The organism is Streptomyces sp. NPDC050738, from assembly GCF_040654175.1.
Classification (GTDB): Bacteria; Actinomycetota; Actinomycetes; order Streptomycetales; family Streptomycetaceae; genus Streptomyces.
In genome coordinates, this window is record NZ_JBFAHN010000003.1 from 598,990 (window position 1) to 613,885 (window position 14,896).

The 14,896-nt window shown below is 68.4% G+C and carries 18 protein-coding genes; 12 read left to right on the forward strand and 6 right to left on the reverse strand.

What is annotated here, in order from left to right; genetic code table 11:
- Positions 1 to 6 precede the first annotated feature (6 nt).
- The 6 genes from AB0H78_RS10950 to AB0H78_RS10975 all read left to right on the forward strand — a co-directional run bounded on the left by AB0H78_RS10950 (position 7) and on the right by AB0H78_RS10975 (position 4,940).
- Positions 7 to 483 (forward strand): succinate dehydrogenase hydrophobic membrane anchor subunit, encoded by a 477-nt coding sequence (locus AB0H78_RS10950; protein WP_363233951.1) that lies wholly within the window; start codon positions 7 to 9, stop codon positions 481 to 483.
- Positions 484 to 503: 20 nt separating this feature from the next.
- The gene (sdhA, locus tag AB0H78_RS10955; RefSeq protein WP_363233953.1) at positions 504 to 2,258 is read left to right on the forward strand and encodes a succinate dehydrogenase flavoprotein subunit; all 1,755 of its coding nucleotides are present in this window, start codon (positions 504 to 506) and stop codon (positions 2,256 to 2,258) included.
- On the forward strand, positions 2,258 to 3,034 hold the full coding sequence (locus AB0H78_RS10960; protein WP_363233954.1) for a succinate dehydrogenase iron-sulfur subunit: 777 nt from the start codon (positions 2,258 to 2,260) through the stop codon (positions 3,032 to 3,034). Before sdhA ends, AB0H78_RS10960 begins: the two co-directional genes overlap by 1 nt.
- Positions 3,035 to 3,281: 247 nt before the next feature.
- A complete protein-coding gene (locus AB0H78_RS10965) occupies positions 3,282 to 3,821 on the forward strand; it encodes a hypothetical protein (protein WP_363233955.1) in 540 nt (179 codons plus the stop codon).
- 18 nt (positions 3,822 to 3,839) lie between these two features.
- A complete protein-coding gene (locus tag AB0H78_RS10970; RefSeq protein WP_363233956.1) occupies positions 3,840 to 4,145 on the forward strand; it encodes a hypothetical protein in 306 nt (101 codons plus the stop codon).
- Positions 4,146 to 4,247: 102 nt separating this feature from the next.
- On the forward strand, positions 4,248 to 4,940 hold the full coding sequence (locus AB0H78_RS10975; protein ID WP_363233957.1) for a hypothetical protein: 693 nt from the start codon (positions 4,248 to 4,250) through the stop codon (positions 4,938 to 4,940).
- Here the strand turns inward: AB0H78_RS10975 and AB0H78_RS10980 are convergent.
- Positions 4,878 to 5,669 (reverse strand): hypothetical protein, encoded by a 792-nt coding sequence (locus AB0H78_RS10980; protein WP_363233958.1) that lies wholly within the window; start codon positions 5,667 to 5,669, stop codon positions 4,878 to 4,880. The genes AB0H78_RS10975 and AB0H78_RS10980 overlap by 63 nt on opposite strands.
- Before the next feature lie 370 nt (positions 5,670 to 6,039).
- Here AB0H78_RS10980 and AB0H78_RS10985 point away from each other — a divergent pair, with 370 nt between their 5' ends.
- Entirely contained in the window at positions 6,040 to 6,618 is a 579-nt protein-coding gene (locus AB0H78_RS10985; protein ID WP_363233959.1) for a hypothetical protein, read from the forward strand.
- Here AB0H78_RS10985 and AB0H78_RS10990 read toward each other — a convergent pair.
- Complete coding sequence (locus tag AB0H78_RS10990) at positions 6,590 to 7,051, reverse strand: Lrp/AsnC family transcriptional regulator (RefSeq protein WP_363233960.1); 462 nt, start codon at positions 7,049 to 7,051, stop codon at positions 6,590 to 6,592. The two genes, AB0H78_RS10985 and AB0H78_RS10990, sit on opposite strands and share 29 nt — an antisense overlap.
- A gap of 85 nt (positions 7,052 to 7,136) precedes the next feature.
- On the opposite strand from AB0H78_RS10990, the gene AB0H78_RS10995 reads away from it, so the two are divergent.
- On the forward strand, positions 7,137 to 8,072 hold the full coding sequence (locus tag AB0H78_RS10995; protein ID WP_363233961.1) for an SMP-30/gluconolactonase/LRE family protein: 936 nt from the start codon (positions 7,137 to 7,139) through the stop codon (positions 8,070 to 8,072).
- A gap of 19 nt (positions 8,073 to 8,091) precedes the next feature.
- On the opposite strand, the gene AB0H78_RS11000 is transcribed toward AB0H78_RS10995, so the two are convergent.
- Both AB0H78_RS11000 and AB0H78_RS11005 read right to left on the reverse strand, forming a co-directional pair.
- Positions 8,092 to 8,499, reverse strand: coding sequence for an SgcJ/EcaC family oxidoreductase (locus AB0H78_RS11000; protein ID WP_363233962.1), 408 nt, complete (start codon positions 8,497 to 8,499; stop codon positions 8,092 to 8,094).
- A gap of 70 nt (positions 8,500 to 8,569) precedes the next feature.
- Positions 8,570 to 9,115, reverse strand: coding sequence for a MarR family transcriptional regulator (locus tag AB0H78_RS11005; protein WP_363233963.1), 546 nt, complete (start codon positions 9,113 to 9,115; stop codon positions 8,570 to 8,572).
- Positions 9,116 to 9,194: 79 nt separating this feature from the next.
- Between AB0H78_RS11005 and AB0H78_RS11010 the strand changes: the two genes are divergently transcribed.
- Genes AB0H78_RS11010 through AB0H78_RS11025 form a run of 4 tightly spaced genes read left to right on the forward strand, consistent with a single transcriptional unit; the run spans position 9,195 to position 11,992 of the window.
- Positions 9,195 to 10,436: an MFS transporter gene (locus AB0H78_RS11010; protein ID WP_363233964.1), complete on the forward strand. Its 1,242-nt coding sequence runs from the start codon at positions 9,195 to 9,197 to the stop codon at positions 10,434 to 10,436.
- 36 nt (positions 10,437 to 10,472) lie between these two features.
- Positions 10,473 to 10,880 carry a hypothetical protein gene (locus AB0H78_RS11015; protein WP_363233965.1) on the forward strand — a complete coding sequence of 136 codons (408 nt, stop codon included), beginning with the start codon at positions 10,473 to 10,475 and terminating at the stop codon, positions 10,878 to 10,880.
- 9 nt (positions 10,881 to 10,889) lie between these two features.
- Entirely contained in the window at positions 10,890 to 11,279 is a 390-nt protein-coding gene (locus AB0H78_RS11020; RefSeq protein WP_363233966.1) for a DCC1-like thiol-disulfide oxidoreductase family protein, read from the forward strand.
- A gap of 11 nt (positions 11,280 to 11,290) precedes the next feature.
- Positions 11,291 to 11,992 carry a TetR family transcriptional regulator gene (locus tag AB0H78_RS11025; RefSeq protein WP_363233967.1) on the forward strand — a complete coding sequence of 234 codons (702 nt, stop codon included), beginning with the start codon at positions 11,291 to 11,293 and terminating at the stop codon, positions 11,990 to 11,992.
- A 24-nt stretch (positions 11,993 to 12,016) separates the two neighbouring features.
- Here AB0H78_RS11025 and AB0H78_RS11030 read toward each other — a convergent pair whose 3' ends face one another.
- Positions 12,017 to 14,500: a DUF4132 domain-containing protein gene (locus AB0H78_RS11030; protein ID WP_363233968.1), complete on the reverse strand. Its 2,484-nt coding sequence runs from the start codon at positions 14,498 to 14,500 to the stop codon at positions 12,017 to 12,019.
- Positions 14,500 to 14,859 carry a hypothetical protein gene (locus tag AB0H78_RS11035; RefSeq protein ID WP_363233969.1) on the reverse strand — a complete coding sequence of 120 codons (360 nt, stop codon included), beginning with the start codon at positions 14,857 to 14,859 and terminating at the stop codon, positions 14,500 to 14,502. Before AB0H78_RS11035 ends, AB0H78_RS11030 begins: the two co-directional genes overlap by 1 nt.
- Positions 14,860 to 14,896 lie beyond the last annotated feature (37 nt).

Consider the following 14,896-nt stretch of genomic DNA (forward strand, 5'->3'; position numbering starts at 1 on the left):
TACGAGATGTCGACTGACACTTCCGCGGCGATCGGCCCGGTCGAGGGTGGATCTCTCTACGACGCCGACAACCCGGCGCCGCTGATCGAGGCCCCCCGCGCGCGCACCAAGAAGACCCCGAAGTCCACCCGTGGCAACTTCGAGATGTACGCATGGCTCTTCATGCGCCTCTCGGGCGTCGTCCTGGTCGTCCTCGTCCTGGGCCACCTGCTGATCCAGCTGGTCCTCGACGGCGGCGTCTCCAAGATCGGCTTCGCCTTCGTGGCCGGCCGCTGGGCCTCGCCGTTCTGGCAGGTCTGGGACCTGCTGATGCTGTGGCTCGCCATGCTCCACGGCGCCAACGGCCTCCGTACGGTCATCAACGACTACGCGGAGCGCGCCAACACGCGCCTGTGGCTCAAGGGCCTGCTGTACACCGCCACGGTGTTCACCATCCTTCTCGGCACGCTGGTGATCTTCACCTTCGACCCGAACATCCGCTAGAGCCCGGGGCAAAGAGACTTATGAAGATCCACAAGTACGACACCGTCATCGTCGGCGCCGGCGGCGCCGGCATGCGCGCGGCAATCGAGTCGACCAAGCGCAGCCGCACCGCCGTGCTGACGAAGCTCTACCCGACCCGCTCCCACACCGGCGCGGCGCAGGGCGGCATGGCTGCCGCCCTCGCCAACGTCGAGGAGGACAACTGGGAGTGGCACACCTTCGACACGATCAAGGGCGGCGACTACCTGGTCGACCAGGACGCCGCCGAGATCCTGGCGAAGGAGGCCATCGACGCGGTCCTCGACCTCGAGAAGATGGGCCTGCCGTTCAACCGCACGCCCGCCGGCGAGATCGACCAGCGCCGCTTCGGCGGTCACAGCCGTAACCACGGCGAGGCCCCGGTCCGCCGTGCGTGCTACGCCGCGGACCGCACCGGCCACATGATCCTCCAGACCCTCTACCAGAACTGCGTCAAGGAGGGTGTGGAGTTCTTCAACGAGTTCTACGTCCTCGACCAGCTCCTGGTCGAGGAGGACGGCGTCAAGAAGTCCGCAGGCGTAGTCGCCTACGAACTGGCGACCGGCGAGATCCACATCTTCCAGTCGAAGTCCGTGATCTACGCGTCCGGCGGCACCGGCAAGTTCTTCAAGGTGACGTCGAACGCCCACACCCTCACGGGCGACGGCCAGGCGGCCTGCTACCGCCGCGGACTGCCCCTTGAGGACATGGAGTTCTTCCAGTTCCACCCGACGGGCATCTGGCGCATGGGCATCCTGCTGACGGAGGGCGCCCGCGGTGAGGGCGGCATCCTCCGCAACAAGGACGGCGAGCGCTTCATGGAGAAGTACGCGCCGGTCATGAAGGACCTCGCGTCCCGTGACGTCGTGTCCCGCTCCATCTACACGGAGATCCGTGAGGGCCGCGGCTGCGGTCCCGAGGGCGACCACGTCTACCTCGACCTCACGCACCTCCCGCCGGAGCAGCTCGACGCGAAGCTCCCGGACATCACGGAGTTCGCGCGTACGTACCTCGGTATCGAGCCCTACACGGACCCGATCCCGATCCAGCCGACCGCGCACTACGCCATGGGCGGCATCCCGACGAACGTCCAGGGTGAGGTCCTCTCGGACAACACCACGGTCGTCCCGGGCCTGTACGCGGCGGGCGAGGTGGCCTGCGTCTCGGTCCACGGCGCCAACCGTCTGGGCACCAACTCGCTGCTGGACATCAACGTGTTCGGCAAGCGCTCGGGCATCGCGGCGGCCGAGTACTCCGCGAAGACGGAGTACCTCGAACTCCCCGAGAACCCGGCCGCGCTGGTCGAGGCCCAGGTCGAGCGCCTGCGCAACTCCACGGGCACGGAGCGGGTCGCGACCCTGCGCCTGGAGCTCCAGGAGTGCATGGACGCCAACGTGATGGTCTTCCGTACGGAACAGACCATCAAGACGGCCGTCGAGAAGATCGCCGAACTGCGCGAGCGCTACCTCGACGTCTCGATCCAGGACAAGGGCCGGCGCTTCAACACCGACCTCCTCGAGGCGATCGAGCTGGGCAATCTGCTCGACCTCGCCGAGGTCATGGCGACCTCCGCCCTGGCGCGCAAGGAGTCCCGCGGCGGTCACTACCGCGAGGACTACCCGAACCGCGACGACGTCAACTTCATGCGCCACACCATGGCGTATCGCGAGGTCGCCGACGACGGCACGGAGTCGATCCGTCTCGACTACAAGCCGGTCGTCCAGACCCGCTACCAGCCGATGGAGCGTAAGTACTGATGGCTACCCCGATCATGGACAAGGCCGAAGCGGCCGGCCACGCCGAGCCCGGCTTCGCCGACACCCCGTACATCACGGCCACCTTCCGGATCCGCCGGTTCAACCCGGAGATCTCGGACCAGTCCGAGTGGCAGGACTTCGAGGTCCTCATCGACCCGAAGGAGCGTGTGCTCGACGCTCTCCACAAGATCAAGTGGGAGATCGACGGCACGCTCACCTTCCGCCGCTCGTGCGCCCACGGCGTCTGCGGCTCGGACGCGATGCGGATCAACGGCAAGAACCGCCTCGCGTGCAAGACGCTGATCAAGGACCTGAACCCGGACAAGCCGATCACGATCGAGGCCATCAAGGGCCTCACGGTCCTCAAGGACCTCGTGGTCGACATGGACCCGTTCTTCCAGGCGTACCGCGATGTCATGCCCTTCCTCATCACCAAGGGCAACGAGCCGACGCGCGAGCGTCTGCAGTCGGCGGAGGACCGCGAGCGGTTCGACGACACCACCAAGTGCATCCTGTGCGCCGCGTGCACGTCCTCGTGCCCGGTGTTCTGGAACGACGGCCAGTACTTCGGCCCGGCGGCGATCGTCAACGCGCACCGCTTCATCTTCGACAGCCGTGACGAGGGTGGCGAGCAGCGCCTCGAAATCCTCAACGACAAGGACGGCGTGTGGCGCTGCCGCACGACGTTCAACTGCACGGACGCGTGCCCGCGAGGCATCGAGGTCACGAAGGCGATCCAGGAAGTGAAGCGCGCACTGATCACGCGTCGCTTCTAGCTTTTTGACGCACCCCTCGCACTGCTCGGCCCCTGGGGGCCTCCCAGGCTTCGGGGTGCTGCGCCGGACTCCATCCGGCGGTGGTGGATGACGCGTACGTTGCAGGTGAGGGCCCTGTTTCCGCTGATGAGCGGAGGCGGGGCCCTCAGCGCTTGTGGCCTGTTTCTGCGGCTACCGAGCGGAACATTCCGGGGGCACACTCCATGAGGACGGACCTGACGGGGCACGGTCACTCTCGGGGGTGGTCATGGCGAAGGCACGACCGGATCCACCGCCGCGTATCGGATACGCCGAAGCCATGCACTCGGCGCACTTCGTCGCAGCACCCCTGCTGACGGCCGCCGCACTCTCGCTGGCAGGAGTCGTCGCCGGTGCCGACAAGCAATTTCTCCTGCCGGGGCCGGCCCTGCTCCTGCTGGTCATCACATCCATGGTGCTGATCGCCAGCATGCAGTTGAGCTACGACGCCCGCCAGTGGCTGTTCACCCGTCAGGCCATGTACGACCACTTGTCCGGCTCCTACTGGCGCGACAACCCACAGGAGAGGGATTCCAAAGCCGACGAGGAATTCCATGCCGCCCAGGTGCTGTGGGTTGCGGGAAACACCAACGCGGTCAGGTGCTACAACGCGGGAACAGTGCTCCTGGGGCTGGGAGTTGCCGTCGCACTGGCTCCACCGGACTGCGGCAAACAACTCGCGGCGCGCTGGATCGCGACCGGGATCGTGGCCTTGGGGACTCTTTTGGATGCTCGCTGGATGGTGCGCATGTGGCGCCAGCCGTCATGAACCGCGATCGGAGAGATCATGCTGCACGATGTCGTACTTCCAGGCGCACGCCCTCCCAACCTGTACTGCGAGCTGTGCAACCACGAACTCCCGCGCGCGCCCAAGGGATGGATCCGCGCTTACACCGAACAGGAACTCCAGCGCAGGTACGAGGCCGCCGAGGCCGGCAATCGTGAACCGCTGGACGAATACCTCACCACCGGAACCGCTCACTTCAGCCCCACCTGCACTAACGCCCGCGTGCCAGCATGCCTCCTGGTTCTCTTCGCCTTCGAGCCCGTCAAGCTGAATGAATGGATGGAGAAATTGCGCAACTACCTTTGACACTCGCCAAGTTGCCCTCCCGCTGATCCACTCTTTCCCGCCCCCGGTTAGCATGGCGCCGCGCCCGCATCCGCGGCGCGCAGGACCGGGAGACGGCGGGCGATGGTGGACGGCGAGGGCTCTGGCCGCGCATCGCGTCCCCGGATATGGGCCGGCGCGATCGCCCTCGCGATGGGCTGTTACGTCGTCGGGGACACCGTCCACCGGGCCCGGACCGTTCTGGATCTCGCCGCGCGCTGGTGGCCCTGGGCGCTGCTCGCCCTCTCCCTGCTCAATCTCCTGAGGTCGGCCGTGCCCCCCGGCTCCCTCATAGCACCCTTGCTGCTGGCCGCAGTTGGCCTGACCGGGCTGGCCGTGTCCGGCGGCATCGACCGCGACACCATGATCAATCTGATCGCGCCCGGGGTTCTCGCCCTGAGCGGCGCATCATTGCTGTTCACGCTCAGGCCCTTCGGCCGCACCGACCGCTGGAGCCGGTTTCTCGCCACGGGCCGCGTCGTGGTTCCCCCGGGGTCCGGGCCCCTGCTCTCCGTGCGGGCTGTCCTCGGCGAGTTGCGCACGGACCTGACGGCGGCAGACTCCGACTCCTCGGTGGCCGTACACGTCACGGCAGTGGCAGGGCACGTACGCATTGCCGTACCGCAGAGCAGCCCCGTGCGGATCCACACCACCGGAGCCCTGCTCACGCGGGTCACAGGGCCGGGCCCGCAGACAGGTGAACACCCCGCCGGATCAGGCGGGTTCACCATCCACGTGCTGGGGGTCTGCGGAGCCGTCGCTGTGGTCCGGGCCTGACCGCAGCCCGTGCGCGTACGGCAGATCCGGCAAGCGGTACCCGGCGAACAGCCCCGACACCTGCTGGAACGTCTCGTGTTCGTCCTCCCTGGCCGGCAGCGGAAGGTGCAGCGCCTCCAGCAGATCGAAGCGGTGCAGGTCGTACACCACGTGCATCAGGCCCGAGTACGCCTGCCCCGCGATCACCGCACCCTTGTACGCGAGCGCGGACAGGACGAATGCCACGGCAGGCAGCCACAGCGACTTCGCCTCGTCCGCCAGGGCGACCACCGACACGAGGGCCGCCGCCAGGAAGCTCCAGCAGAGGTTCACTCCCGCATCCAGGGCATCGCGGGTGGACCGCAACGACGCGTCGAGCCGGTGCGAGGTCTGCATGTGAACACGCGGCCAAGAAGAGAGAGTTGTGAGGCCGTAACGCTCACCGGCGCTGAGTTCACCGGCGCGCAGCGCATTGCCGAGCGCGGTCGGCAAGAGCACATGCTCGGGCGGCGCCCCCGCCATCCGCCGCATCGCATCCGCACTCACGCGGCGAGGAACCGCACCCGGTCCGGCGGCCTCGGCCTTCATGCGCAGACCGTGCTGCTTACGGCGCTGGATCTCCTCCAGTACACCCGCCAGTCCCGCCGTGACCGGCCACCTGTCCCAGTACCCCTCCAGCACCCGTACGGCCCTCACCTGAAACGGATGCAACAGCAGTCCGAGCAGAGCCGCGCAGGCGCCGACCCCCACGACAACTCCAGCCGCTGCACCCGCACTTCGCGGCACAACCGCACCCCAGTCGCTCCGCCCGCCGAAGCTTCCGGCCCTCGCGAGCGCCCACACCCATGCAACGAAGAGCGCCCCGGGTACAAAGCTCACCGTCACCAGCCGCCGCACGAAGCCCGCCCTCCCCAGACGCCCCACCCACATCCGTCAGTATGGTCCGAGACCTCCGGAGGAGCACGGACTCGCAGGGATCGAACGCCGAGCGTCAGCTCTCGGGGAGGTCGATCGTGCGGATCCCGGTGCCCCGGTAGCGGTCCGGTGTCGGGGCCCTGACGCGCGCACGAAGGCGACCTAGACTGACATGGTCATGGAACGGGTTTAGGGGGGCGCCGAGTTGTCGACTCTGACCTCGCCCGAAGCCATCGCGGCCGGCATCGGGGCGATCGCCTCCATTGCCGCAGCGGCCCTGGTGTTCAAGCTGACCAGCAGCAGCACCCGCGACGGGCGGTCCCTCGACCAGCAGAATCTGAATCTGACCACCATGCGGTCCGCGGCCGATTCCGGCAGGTCGTTCAAGACCTTCGCGCTCTCCGAGCTGAGAGACCTCAACTACTACATCGACCTGGCGCGTTCGGGGAACCCGCTGTCCTCCAGCCGCGTGGCCCTCTCCTCGCGGGCGGAGAGCATGTACGGCACCCAGATGCGCAGCCTCCCCGGCCCGTTCCAGCACGTCCACATGGCGTACGAGAACTCGCTGGGGCACATGCGCAGGATCGACGCGATCCTGGACGACTACGCATCGTCCGGCACCCTGCCCACCGGGTCCGCACTCGCCGACTACCTCTACGCGCTGCGCTCCCAGATCGACGGCATGGAGGGGCTCATCGCCGCATCGGAGCACGAGTTCAGCACGCGGAACCAGCTGCCTCCGTCCTGGAACAACGTCAGGCGTCAGGGCGGTCTGAGTCACTGAGCGGAGCGACCGGTCGCTCGAAGAACGTCTCCAGCGAGACCGTCGCCTGTGTGCCGCTGACGCCCTCGATCGCGTACAACCTCCGCAGCACGTCCTGCAGTTGCTCCGTCGTCGCCGTGCGCACCTTCACCAGCACCGACGCACTGCCCGCGATCACATGCGCCTCCACGATCTCCTGGATCGCGGCGAACTCGGCCGCCGAATCCCCCATCCAGGACGACGACTCGACCATCACGAACGCCAGCACGCCTCGCCCCAGCGCGGTCGGGTCCACCTCCACCGTGGTGCGGCGGATGACGCCGCGTTCGCGCAGTTTCCGTACGCGCTCGTGCGCGGCGCCCGCCGAGAGGCCGACCGCCTTGCCGAGGGCGGCGTACGCCTGGGTGGCGTCCTGCTGGAGGTGCGCTACGAGCTCACGGTCAATGTCATCCATGGTTGCAACCATATCTGATTCTGCGATATTCATGTTTCAGCGAACAGAGTTCAGTTCGTTCGTCAGCTGAGTGAAGGAGATCGCCATGTCCCTGCCGCTGCCTCCCCGTCCCGCGATATACGAGATCCTGGACGACCGGTTCCGTACCGGAAAGTGCACCAACGGCGACCAGCAGCTGGAGAAGCTCTACGAGGGATGCCGCTGGGCCGAGGGGCCGGTCTACCTTCCCGCCTGGCGCCAGCTGATCTGGAGCGACATCCCCAACGACCGGATGCTCCGCTGGGACGAGCAGACCGGCGCGGTCTCCCTCTTCCGTTCGCCGGCCGGGCACAGCAACGGCAACACCCTTGATCTGCAAGGGCGGTTGATCAGCTGCGAGCAGGGAAATCGGCGCGTCACGCGCACCGAGCACGACGGGTCCGTCACCGTCCTCGCCGACCGTTTCGAGGGCAAGCGGCTCAACAGCCCGAACGACTCGACCGTGCGGTCGGACGGCTCGATCTGGTTCTCCGACCCGGACTTCGGGATCACCAGCGACTACGAGGGTCACCGCGCGGAGCCGGAGATCGGCGGCTGCAATGTGTACCGCGTCGACCCGGCGACCGGTGAGGTCCGTATCGTCGCGGACGGATTCGGCGGTCCCAACGGACTCGTCTTCTCCGCCGACGAGAGCCGGTTGTACGTCTCGGACACCCGCGCCGGCCACATCCGCGTCTTCGACGTCCGCGAGGACGGCACGACGCTCTCCGACGGCAAGGTCTTCACCGAATGCCGTCCGGAGAAGGGGCGCTTCGACAACATCCGGTTCGACGACGGCGGCCGGCTCTGGGTGGCCGCCCTCGGCGACGGCGTGCACTGCTACGACCCGGACGGGACGCTCCTCGGGCGGATCGTGATGCCGGAGACGGTCTCCAACATCGCCTTCGGCGGCCCGAAGAACAACCGGCTGTTCATCACCGCCAACACCTCGCTCTACTCGCTGGTGATGGCGGTGACGGGCGTACCGAGGATCCGCCGCTGAGCGAGCTGAGCGAGGGGCGTCACGCGCCGGCCGCCACCCCTGTGTTCTGGTTGGCGGCCAGCATCCACCGCCCGGCTTCCTCGGTCATGACGTAGAGCGGGCTGCCCTCGCCCGCGTTCTCGCCCTCGACCGGTTCGCCGTCGAGGGTCAGATAGCGCTGGCGCACCTTGACGGCGGCGACGTCGGGGCGGAGGAAGAGCACGTGCACGACCTCGTACGAGACGCTCAACTCGCGCATCGCACCCGGCAGCACCTTCCGCGTGAAGGCGGCGATCTCCTCGCGCCCGATCAGGACCTTGCCGCTCGCGGTCGTCCAGATCGCGTCGGGGCGGAAGAGCGCGATGAACTCGTCGACCAGTTCGTTGCGCTGCGTGTGCTGGACGGTGGCGACGACTTCCCTGATGGCTTCGATCTTCGCGTGGCTCATGGGAGCAGCCTCTTACCTCAATGGCACTTGAGGTCAAGGGAGGTGGCACGCCCCCTCTCTGACGCCACGACTAATGCCAGGACGTGCCGCCGTCCGCCTCCGCGGTCAGCATGATGCGCCGGAGCATGCCATTGAGCTGCGTGCGTTCGGTGGCGGAGAGGGTGCCGAGGAGGCGGTACTCCTCGTGGCCCACCACGTCCATCGCGCCGAGCCAGGTCTCGCGGCCGGAGTCGGTCAGTTCCACGTCGACCCTGCGGCGGTCCTTCGTCGAGGGCGTACGGCGGACGAAGCCGCGGCGCTCCAGGGAGTCCAGGCGGCCGGTGACCGAGGCCGGGGCGAGATCGAGGTCGGCGGCCAGGTCGGAGGGGGCCGCCTTGCCGCCGCGGCCTGCCAGCTTGTGGAGCGTGTCGAACTCCGGGCGGTCCAGGGCGAGGTCGAGCAGGGACTGCTCGCGGACGCGGCGCAGATGGACCGAGAGCTTCTTCATCCGGGTGACCGCGCCCTCGATCTCGGGGTCGAGGTCGGGGAGGACGGGCAGCCAGCGCGCCACGTGTTCGTCGGTCCAGTCCCGACCCTGGGGCTCCGCGTCCTTCTCCGCGTCCTTCTCCGTGTCCATGCCCCGATGGTAGGCGGGATTCATTCGGGAGGAGATATTTCGTTGACGAATAGTTCGGTGACGAAATACTTTAACGGCCATGCCTCCGTCTTCGCCGCACCCCTTGCGCATGCGCTCCTTCCGGCTGCTCTTCATCGGCCGGACCCTCTCCATGGCCGGGGACGCCGTCATCCCCGTCGCGCTCGGTCTCGCGATCGCGATGGCCACCCGCTCCTCCGGGGCTCTCGCCCTCGTGCTGGCGTGCGCGATGATCCCCAAGCTGCTACTCCTGCCCCTCGGCGGGGTCGTCGGCGACCGCTTCAACGCACGCACCGTCGCACTCACCACCGACCTCGTACGGTGTGCGACCCAGCTCTTCGTGGGAGCTCAACTTCTCAGCGGCGAACCCCACTTGGCCCTGCTCGCCACCGCCGAGGCCATCGGCGGTGCGGCCGGCGCCTTCGCCATGCCGACCGTCTCGCCCCTGGTCCGCGGCACCGTCGAAGGCGAGGGCCTGCTCCGCGCCAACGCCCTCATGGGCGTCGTCTCCAGCGCGACCCGCCTCGGCGGACCCGCGCTCGCCGGGCTGCTCATCGCCACCGCGGGCCCGGGCTGGGCCTTCGTACTGGACGGGATCAGTTTCGCGGTGAGCGCCGCCCTGCTGGCCGCCATCCGCGTCAAGCGCGTGCCGATCGAGCGGCGCTCCGTCCTCGCCGACCTCAAGGAGGGCTGGCACGAGGTCCGTTCCCGCGACTGGTACTGGACCAGTCTCATCGGCCACTCCTGCTGGAACGGCGCCGCCGCCGTCCTGATGACCCTGGGCCCGGGCCTCGCCCTGCATGAGCTCGGCGGCAAGTGGGTGTGGGTATGGATGCTGCAGACCGGCGCCGTCGGCCTGCTCCTCGGCTCGCTCCTGGCCGGCCGCGCCAAGCCCCGGCGCCCCATCCTGGTCGCCAATGCGGGCCTCGCGCTGTACGCCGCCCCGCTCGGACTGCTGGCCGTGTACGCCCCCGTACCGCTGATCATCGCCGCGTACGGAATCGCCCAGGCCGGACTCGGCTTCCTCAGCCCCGTCTGGGAGACCGCCGTCCAGTCGGAGATCCCGCCCCACACCCTGGCCCGCGTCACGTCCTACGACTGGCTGCTCTCGCTCGCCGCGATGCCGCTCGGCTACGCACTCGCACCACTGGCCGCCGACGCCTGGGGCCCCGAAGTGCCGCTCGCCGTCGCCGGACTGACGGTCGCGGTCGCGTGCCTGGGCACGGCGGTCGTGCCCGGGGTCCGTCAGGTCGCCCGGACCGAGCCGCTTGAACATGTTCAAAAGAAGGTCTACAGTCACTGACGACAGAGTTTTGAACACGTTCAGGGGGCTTGGGGCATGGACCTCACAGTGGTTTCATACGTCGTCTATCTCGTCATCAGCGTCGCGCTCACGGTCTGGGTCGCCCGCACGCTCAGCCGCAACGGCCGGGTCTTCCTCGCCGACGTACTGCACGGAAACGAAAAGCTCGCCGACGCCGTCAACCACCTCCTGGTGGTCGGCTTCTACCTGGTCAATCTGGGCTTCGTCGCCCTCTACCTCCAGGACGACACCACCATCACCGACGCCCGCGGCGTCTTCGAGGCCCTCTCCAAGAAGCTCGGCGTCGTCCTCCTCGTCCTCGGCGTGATGCACCTCGGCAATGTCTACGCACTCAACAAGTTCCGCCGCCGCGGAATGATGGAGCGCGAGCAGACCCCGCCGGTCGGCCCGCAGGGCTGGGTCGCACCGACCGCCGGGATGTGATCCGCGGCCATGGGCATCCCGGTCAAGGGCCTCACGGTGCTGTACGACTCCCAGTGCCCCCTGTGCGTACATCTGCGGCAGTGGCTGATCAAGCAGCACCAGCTGGTGCCGCTCGAACTGGTCCCCGCCGGATCGGAAGCGGCGCGCAGCCGCTTCCCGGGGCTCGACCACCGCGCCACCCTCGACGAGATCACGGTGATCGGGGACAAGGGCCAGATCTACCGCGGTCCCGCCGCCTGGATCGTCTGCCTGTGGGCGCTCGCCGACCACCGGGCCAAGTCGCACTGGCTGTCCACCCCGGCCGGAGCCCCCTTCGTACGGGCGGCGATGCTCTCCGCAGCCAAGTTCCGCGACGTCACAGCGCAACCCTGCGGCGAACGCTGCGAGATCCCCGGTTAGGCTCGGTTCCCGTGACAGACGCAAAGGCCCCCAAGAGCGAGCAGACCCGCACGCTCATCCTCGAGACCGCGCTCCGGCTCTTCCAGGAGCGCGGTTACGACAAGACGACCATGCGGGCCATCGCCCAGGAGGCCGGAGTCTCCACCGGCAACGCGTACTACTACTTCTCCTCCAAGGAACACCTGGTCCAGGGGTTCTACGACCGGATCGCCGCCGAGCACCAGGCGGCGGTCCGCCCCGTACTGGACAAGGAGACCGACCTCCAGGCGCGGCTGGCCGGCGTACTGAACGCCTGGCTGGAGATCGCCGCGCCGTACCACGAGTTCGCCGCGCAGTTCTTCAAGAACGCCGCCGACCCCGAGAGCCCGCTCAGCCCCTTCTCCCCGGAGTCGGAACACGCCCGCGAGGCGGCGATCGACGTCCACCGCGAGGTCCTGTCGGGCTCGAAGTCGAAGGTCGCCCCCGAACTGGTCGACATACTCCCCGAGTTGATGTGGCTCTCCCAGATGGGCCTCGTTCTCTACTGGGTCTTCGACCGCTCCGAGGGCCGCGAACGCAGCCACCGCCTCGCCGAACGCGGCGCCCGCCTCACCACCCGCGGAGTGGCACTCGCCCGCTTCCGGGTGCTGCGTCCGCTCGTTCTCGAAGTGCACGAGCTCTTCACGGACTTCCTGCCGGGGATGGCCCAGACGGTCAGCGCCCGCAAGCGGTGACTCTCCCAAGTCTCTCCAGCCTCCCTAGAGCTGACTGAGGATGGTCGGGTCCGTGATCTCCCTGTCCCTGGCGAGCATCATCGCCTTGCTGAGGATGACAGCGAGAGTGCGGTCGCCCTCGAAGGGGAGATGACCGGGGTCGACGCCGGGGCCCGCCTTCGGGACGATGCACAGGTACTGGTCGTACGGGGTCATCAGGATGTTCCCCGAGCCCAGATGGATCTTGTACGTGTGCAGATCGCCCTCGACCAGCAGGAACCGGCCCTCCAGCGTGCAGCGGTCGGCGATCGCCAGCCGGGGTATCAGCCGGGCGAGCAGTTCGCGCCGGGTCTCGGCGCTCTGGCCCAGCTCGCCGAAGCCGTAGTCCTGCCAGTACGTGCGGAATCGGCCACCGGGGCCGCCGTCCTGCCAGGTGGGGTCGGCGCCGACGCTCGCCACCCCCACGAACAGGTCGACGTCGCGCAGGATCTCGCTGAGCACCAGCGGCGGGATCTCGTCGAGCGGCGTCGCGTCGACCGGAGTCTGGTTCCAGCCCCGCCGGTACTCTCCGCTGCCCGCGTGGGCCGAGTTGGCAGGCGCGTCGGCCGGATAGAAGCGGACCTGGTCGGTCGAGAGCCAGAGATAGCTGCCGGATTCGGTGAGCGCCGGATGGCCGCCCTCCTCCTCGATCCCCTCGATCCAGAATTCAGCACGCAGACCCCAGGCCTCCAGGGCACGCGTGGCGGGCGGGAACGAGTCGTCCACGCAGAGTCGCAGCGTGTTGCGCCAACCACGCACTGCGGCAAGTGAGTTGACCTGGTGCTGGCGCAGGACGTGCGCGGCGAAGCGGTTGGAGTAGCTCTGTGTGGTGCGCTCGGCATCGGTGAGGAGATAGACCTCCCGGTGGGCCTGCTTGAACGGCTGGGTGATCCGGTGCCTCTCCAGCCACTCCCGCCAGGCGACGATCTCGGCGGGCTCATGCCCGATGGGGTGCCACAACTCGACCGTGCCGCCCGCGGTCACCGGTACGTCGTCCACCGTCCGCAGCTCGCCTTCGGCGAACCCGGCCGCGGTCCCGTCGACGCTCCACAGCAGCCGCCGGGCGAGCGTACCGACGAGCGGATGGTCCAGATAACGCTCGCGCCAGGCTTCGTACGCCCAGCTGCGGCGGGCCAGGAACTGCCGGTCCAGCCGCTCGCTCTGCGCGGAGAGCATCTTCTCGATGTCCTTGACCGCCGCCTTGAGCTCCTTCAGCTCCTCGGGATGCCCGGCGCGCACAGCGCCGGGTGCGGCCTTCACCTGCTTGCCGGCCCCATTGCGCCAGGTCACCCCGGCCTTCGTCCCGATCACCCGCAAGGTGGCGGTGCACTCCCCCAGCTGATGCACGACCGCGCCGACCTCCGTGAGCCCGTACGCGGGAACGGCCAGCTCCTCGACCTCTTCCCTGCTCAACCCGAGCGCTGCGGCCCGCGCGTCGAGCGCCGCGCCGATGTGCTTGAGCGTGCCCTTGAACGTCACCCGGGAGGCGAGCCGCGCCAGTTCGGCGAGCGCCGCTTCTCCGTCCATACGGGACAGCGCGCCCACTCCCGCGTTGGCCACCTTCGGATTGCGCGGCCCGATGCCCGGGACCTTGCGGAGGGAGGTGTCGACGAGCAGCCCCAGCACCCTGGCCGCATCCGGATGCGGCGGCAGCATGGCCAGCATCCAGACCAGCCCGCGCATGGCGTCGGTATTGCACGGGTCGTACATCTCGTTGGGCGCCATCACACGGACGCTCTCGCCGAGCGGCAGGGTGCGGGGCCGGCCCACCAGACCGAGCCATCCCACGAGAGCCGTGCGCAGTTCCTCGGCGTCCACCGCGTCGGATGCGATCAGGTCACGGGCGGTCCGCTCCCATGCGGCGCTGGGCCTGGCCGACTTGGCGGTACCCGCATGCCGCAGGACGGCGCGCCAACTCTCCCCGAGGGCGGCCACCTCCGCAAGCGCCCGATCGGACCACGCCTCGCCGGGATTGATCACGGGAGAATCCGGCAACTCATCGAGCAGCACGGCGATGCGGGGCAGAGGCATGAAAGAGACCAGCACGGAGCGACGCATCATGGCGATGACCGCCCCCGACACCTTCCGCCCCACCGCCAGTTCGGCCTCGACCAGGGTCTCCAGCTCGGTCGCCGACCAGGTGTGGTGCGTCTGTCCGTACCCCTCCAGCCGCCGAAGCCGCTCCTCGGAGAGTGGATCGCCGGGCAGCGTCGTGGCGGCGACGCCCACCAGGGTCAGCGCGTGGATCCGGGTGGGGGAATCCCGGTGGTACGGATCGCTCAGCTTCAGCAGCGCTTCGGCCAGTCGCGTCCGCGCCTCCAGGGGAAGCGCGCGCACGCAGTCGAGGACCGCAACACCGTCTCCCACCCAGGAGTTGCCGTTGCCGATCGCCGTCTCCAGCAACTCCTCGGCGAGCAGGCCCATGTTCAGCTCGGCCGCCAATGCGGCGACGCGCTGGACCCGGTCCGGGTACTGGTAGTACGTGTTCATCAGCCACCCACCAGAGGTACGAGCTTGAGGAACGTGACCTCGGTGCCGTACGGCAGATCGATCTCGGCGTCCAGGTCCTCCACCTGCCGCTCCCCCACCAGCACCAGGAATCCGTTCCGGCCGAAAGCCGTCACGGCCTGCGCGAACTGCCGCTCCGCGTCCACCCGTCGGGAATCCCCCGCCGGCCGGACCAGCCCCTGGAACACCCCCTGCGAGCGCGCGTTGTGCTCGGCGACCTCCTGGAAGATCCGGCGCCTGATCACCTCGCGCAGCGTCAGGCGCTCCTCCGCTATCTCCAGTGCCCAGGCACTCGATGCGTCCCCTGATGTCGTCTCGTCGACGAACGTCACCATTCCCATGTCACGGAGAGTAGGGCGCACCACTGACAACGCGGTC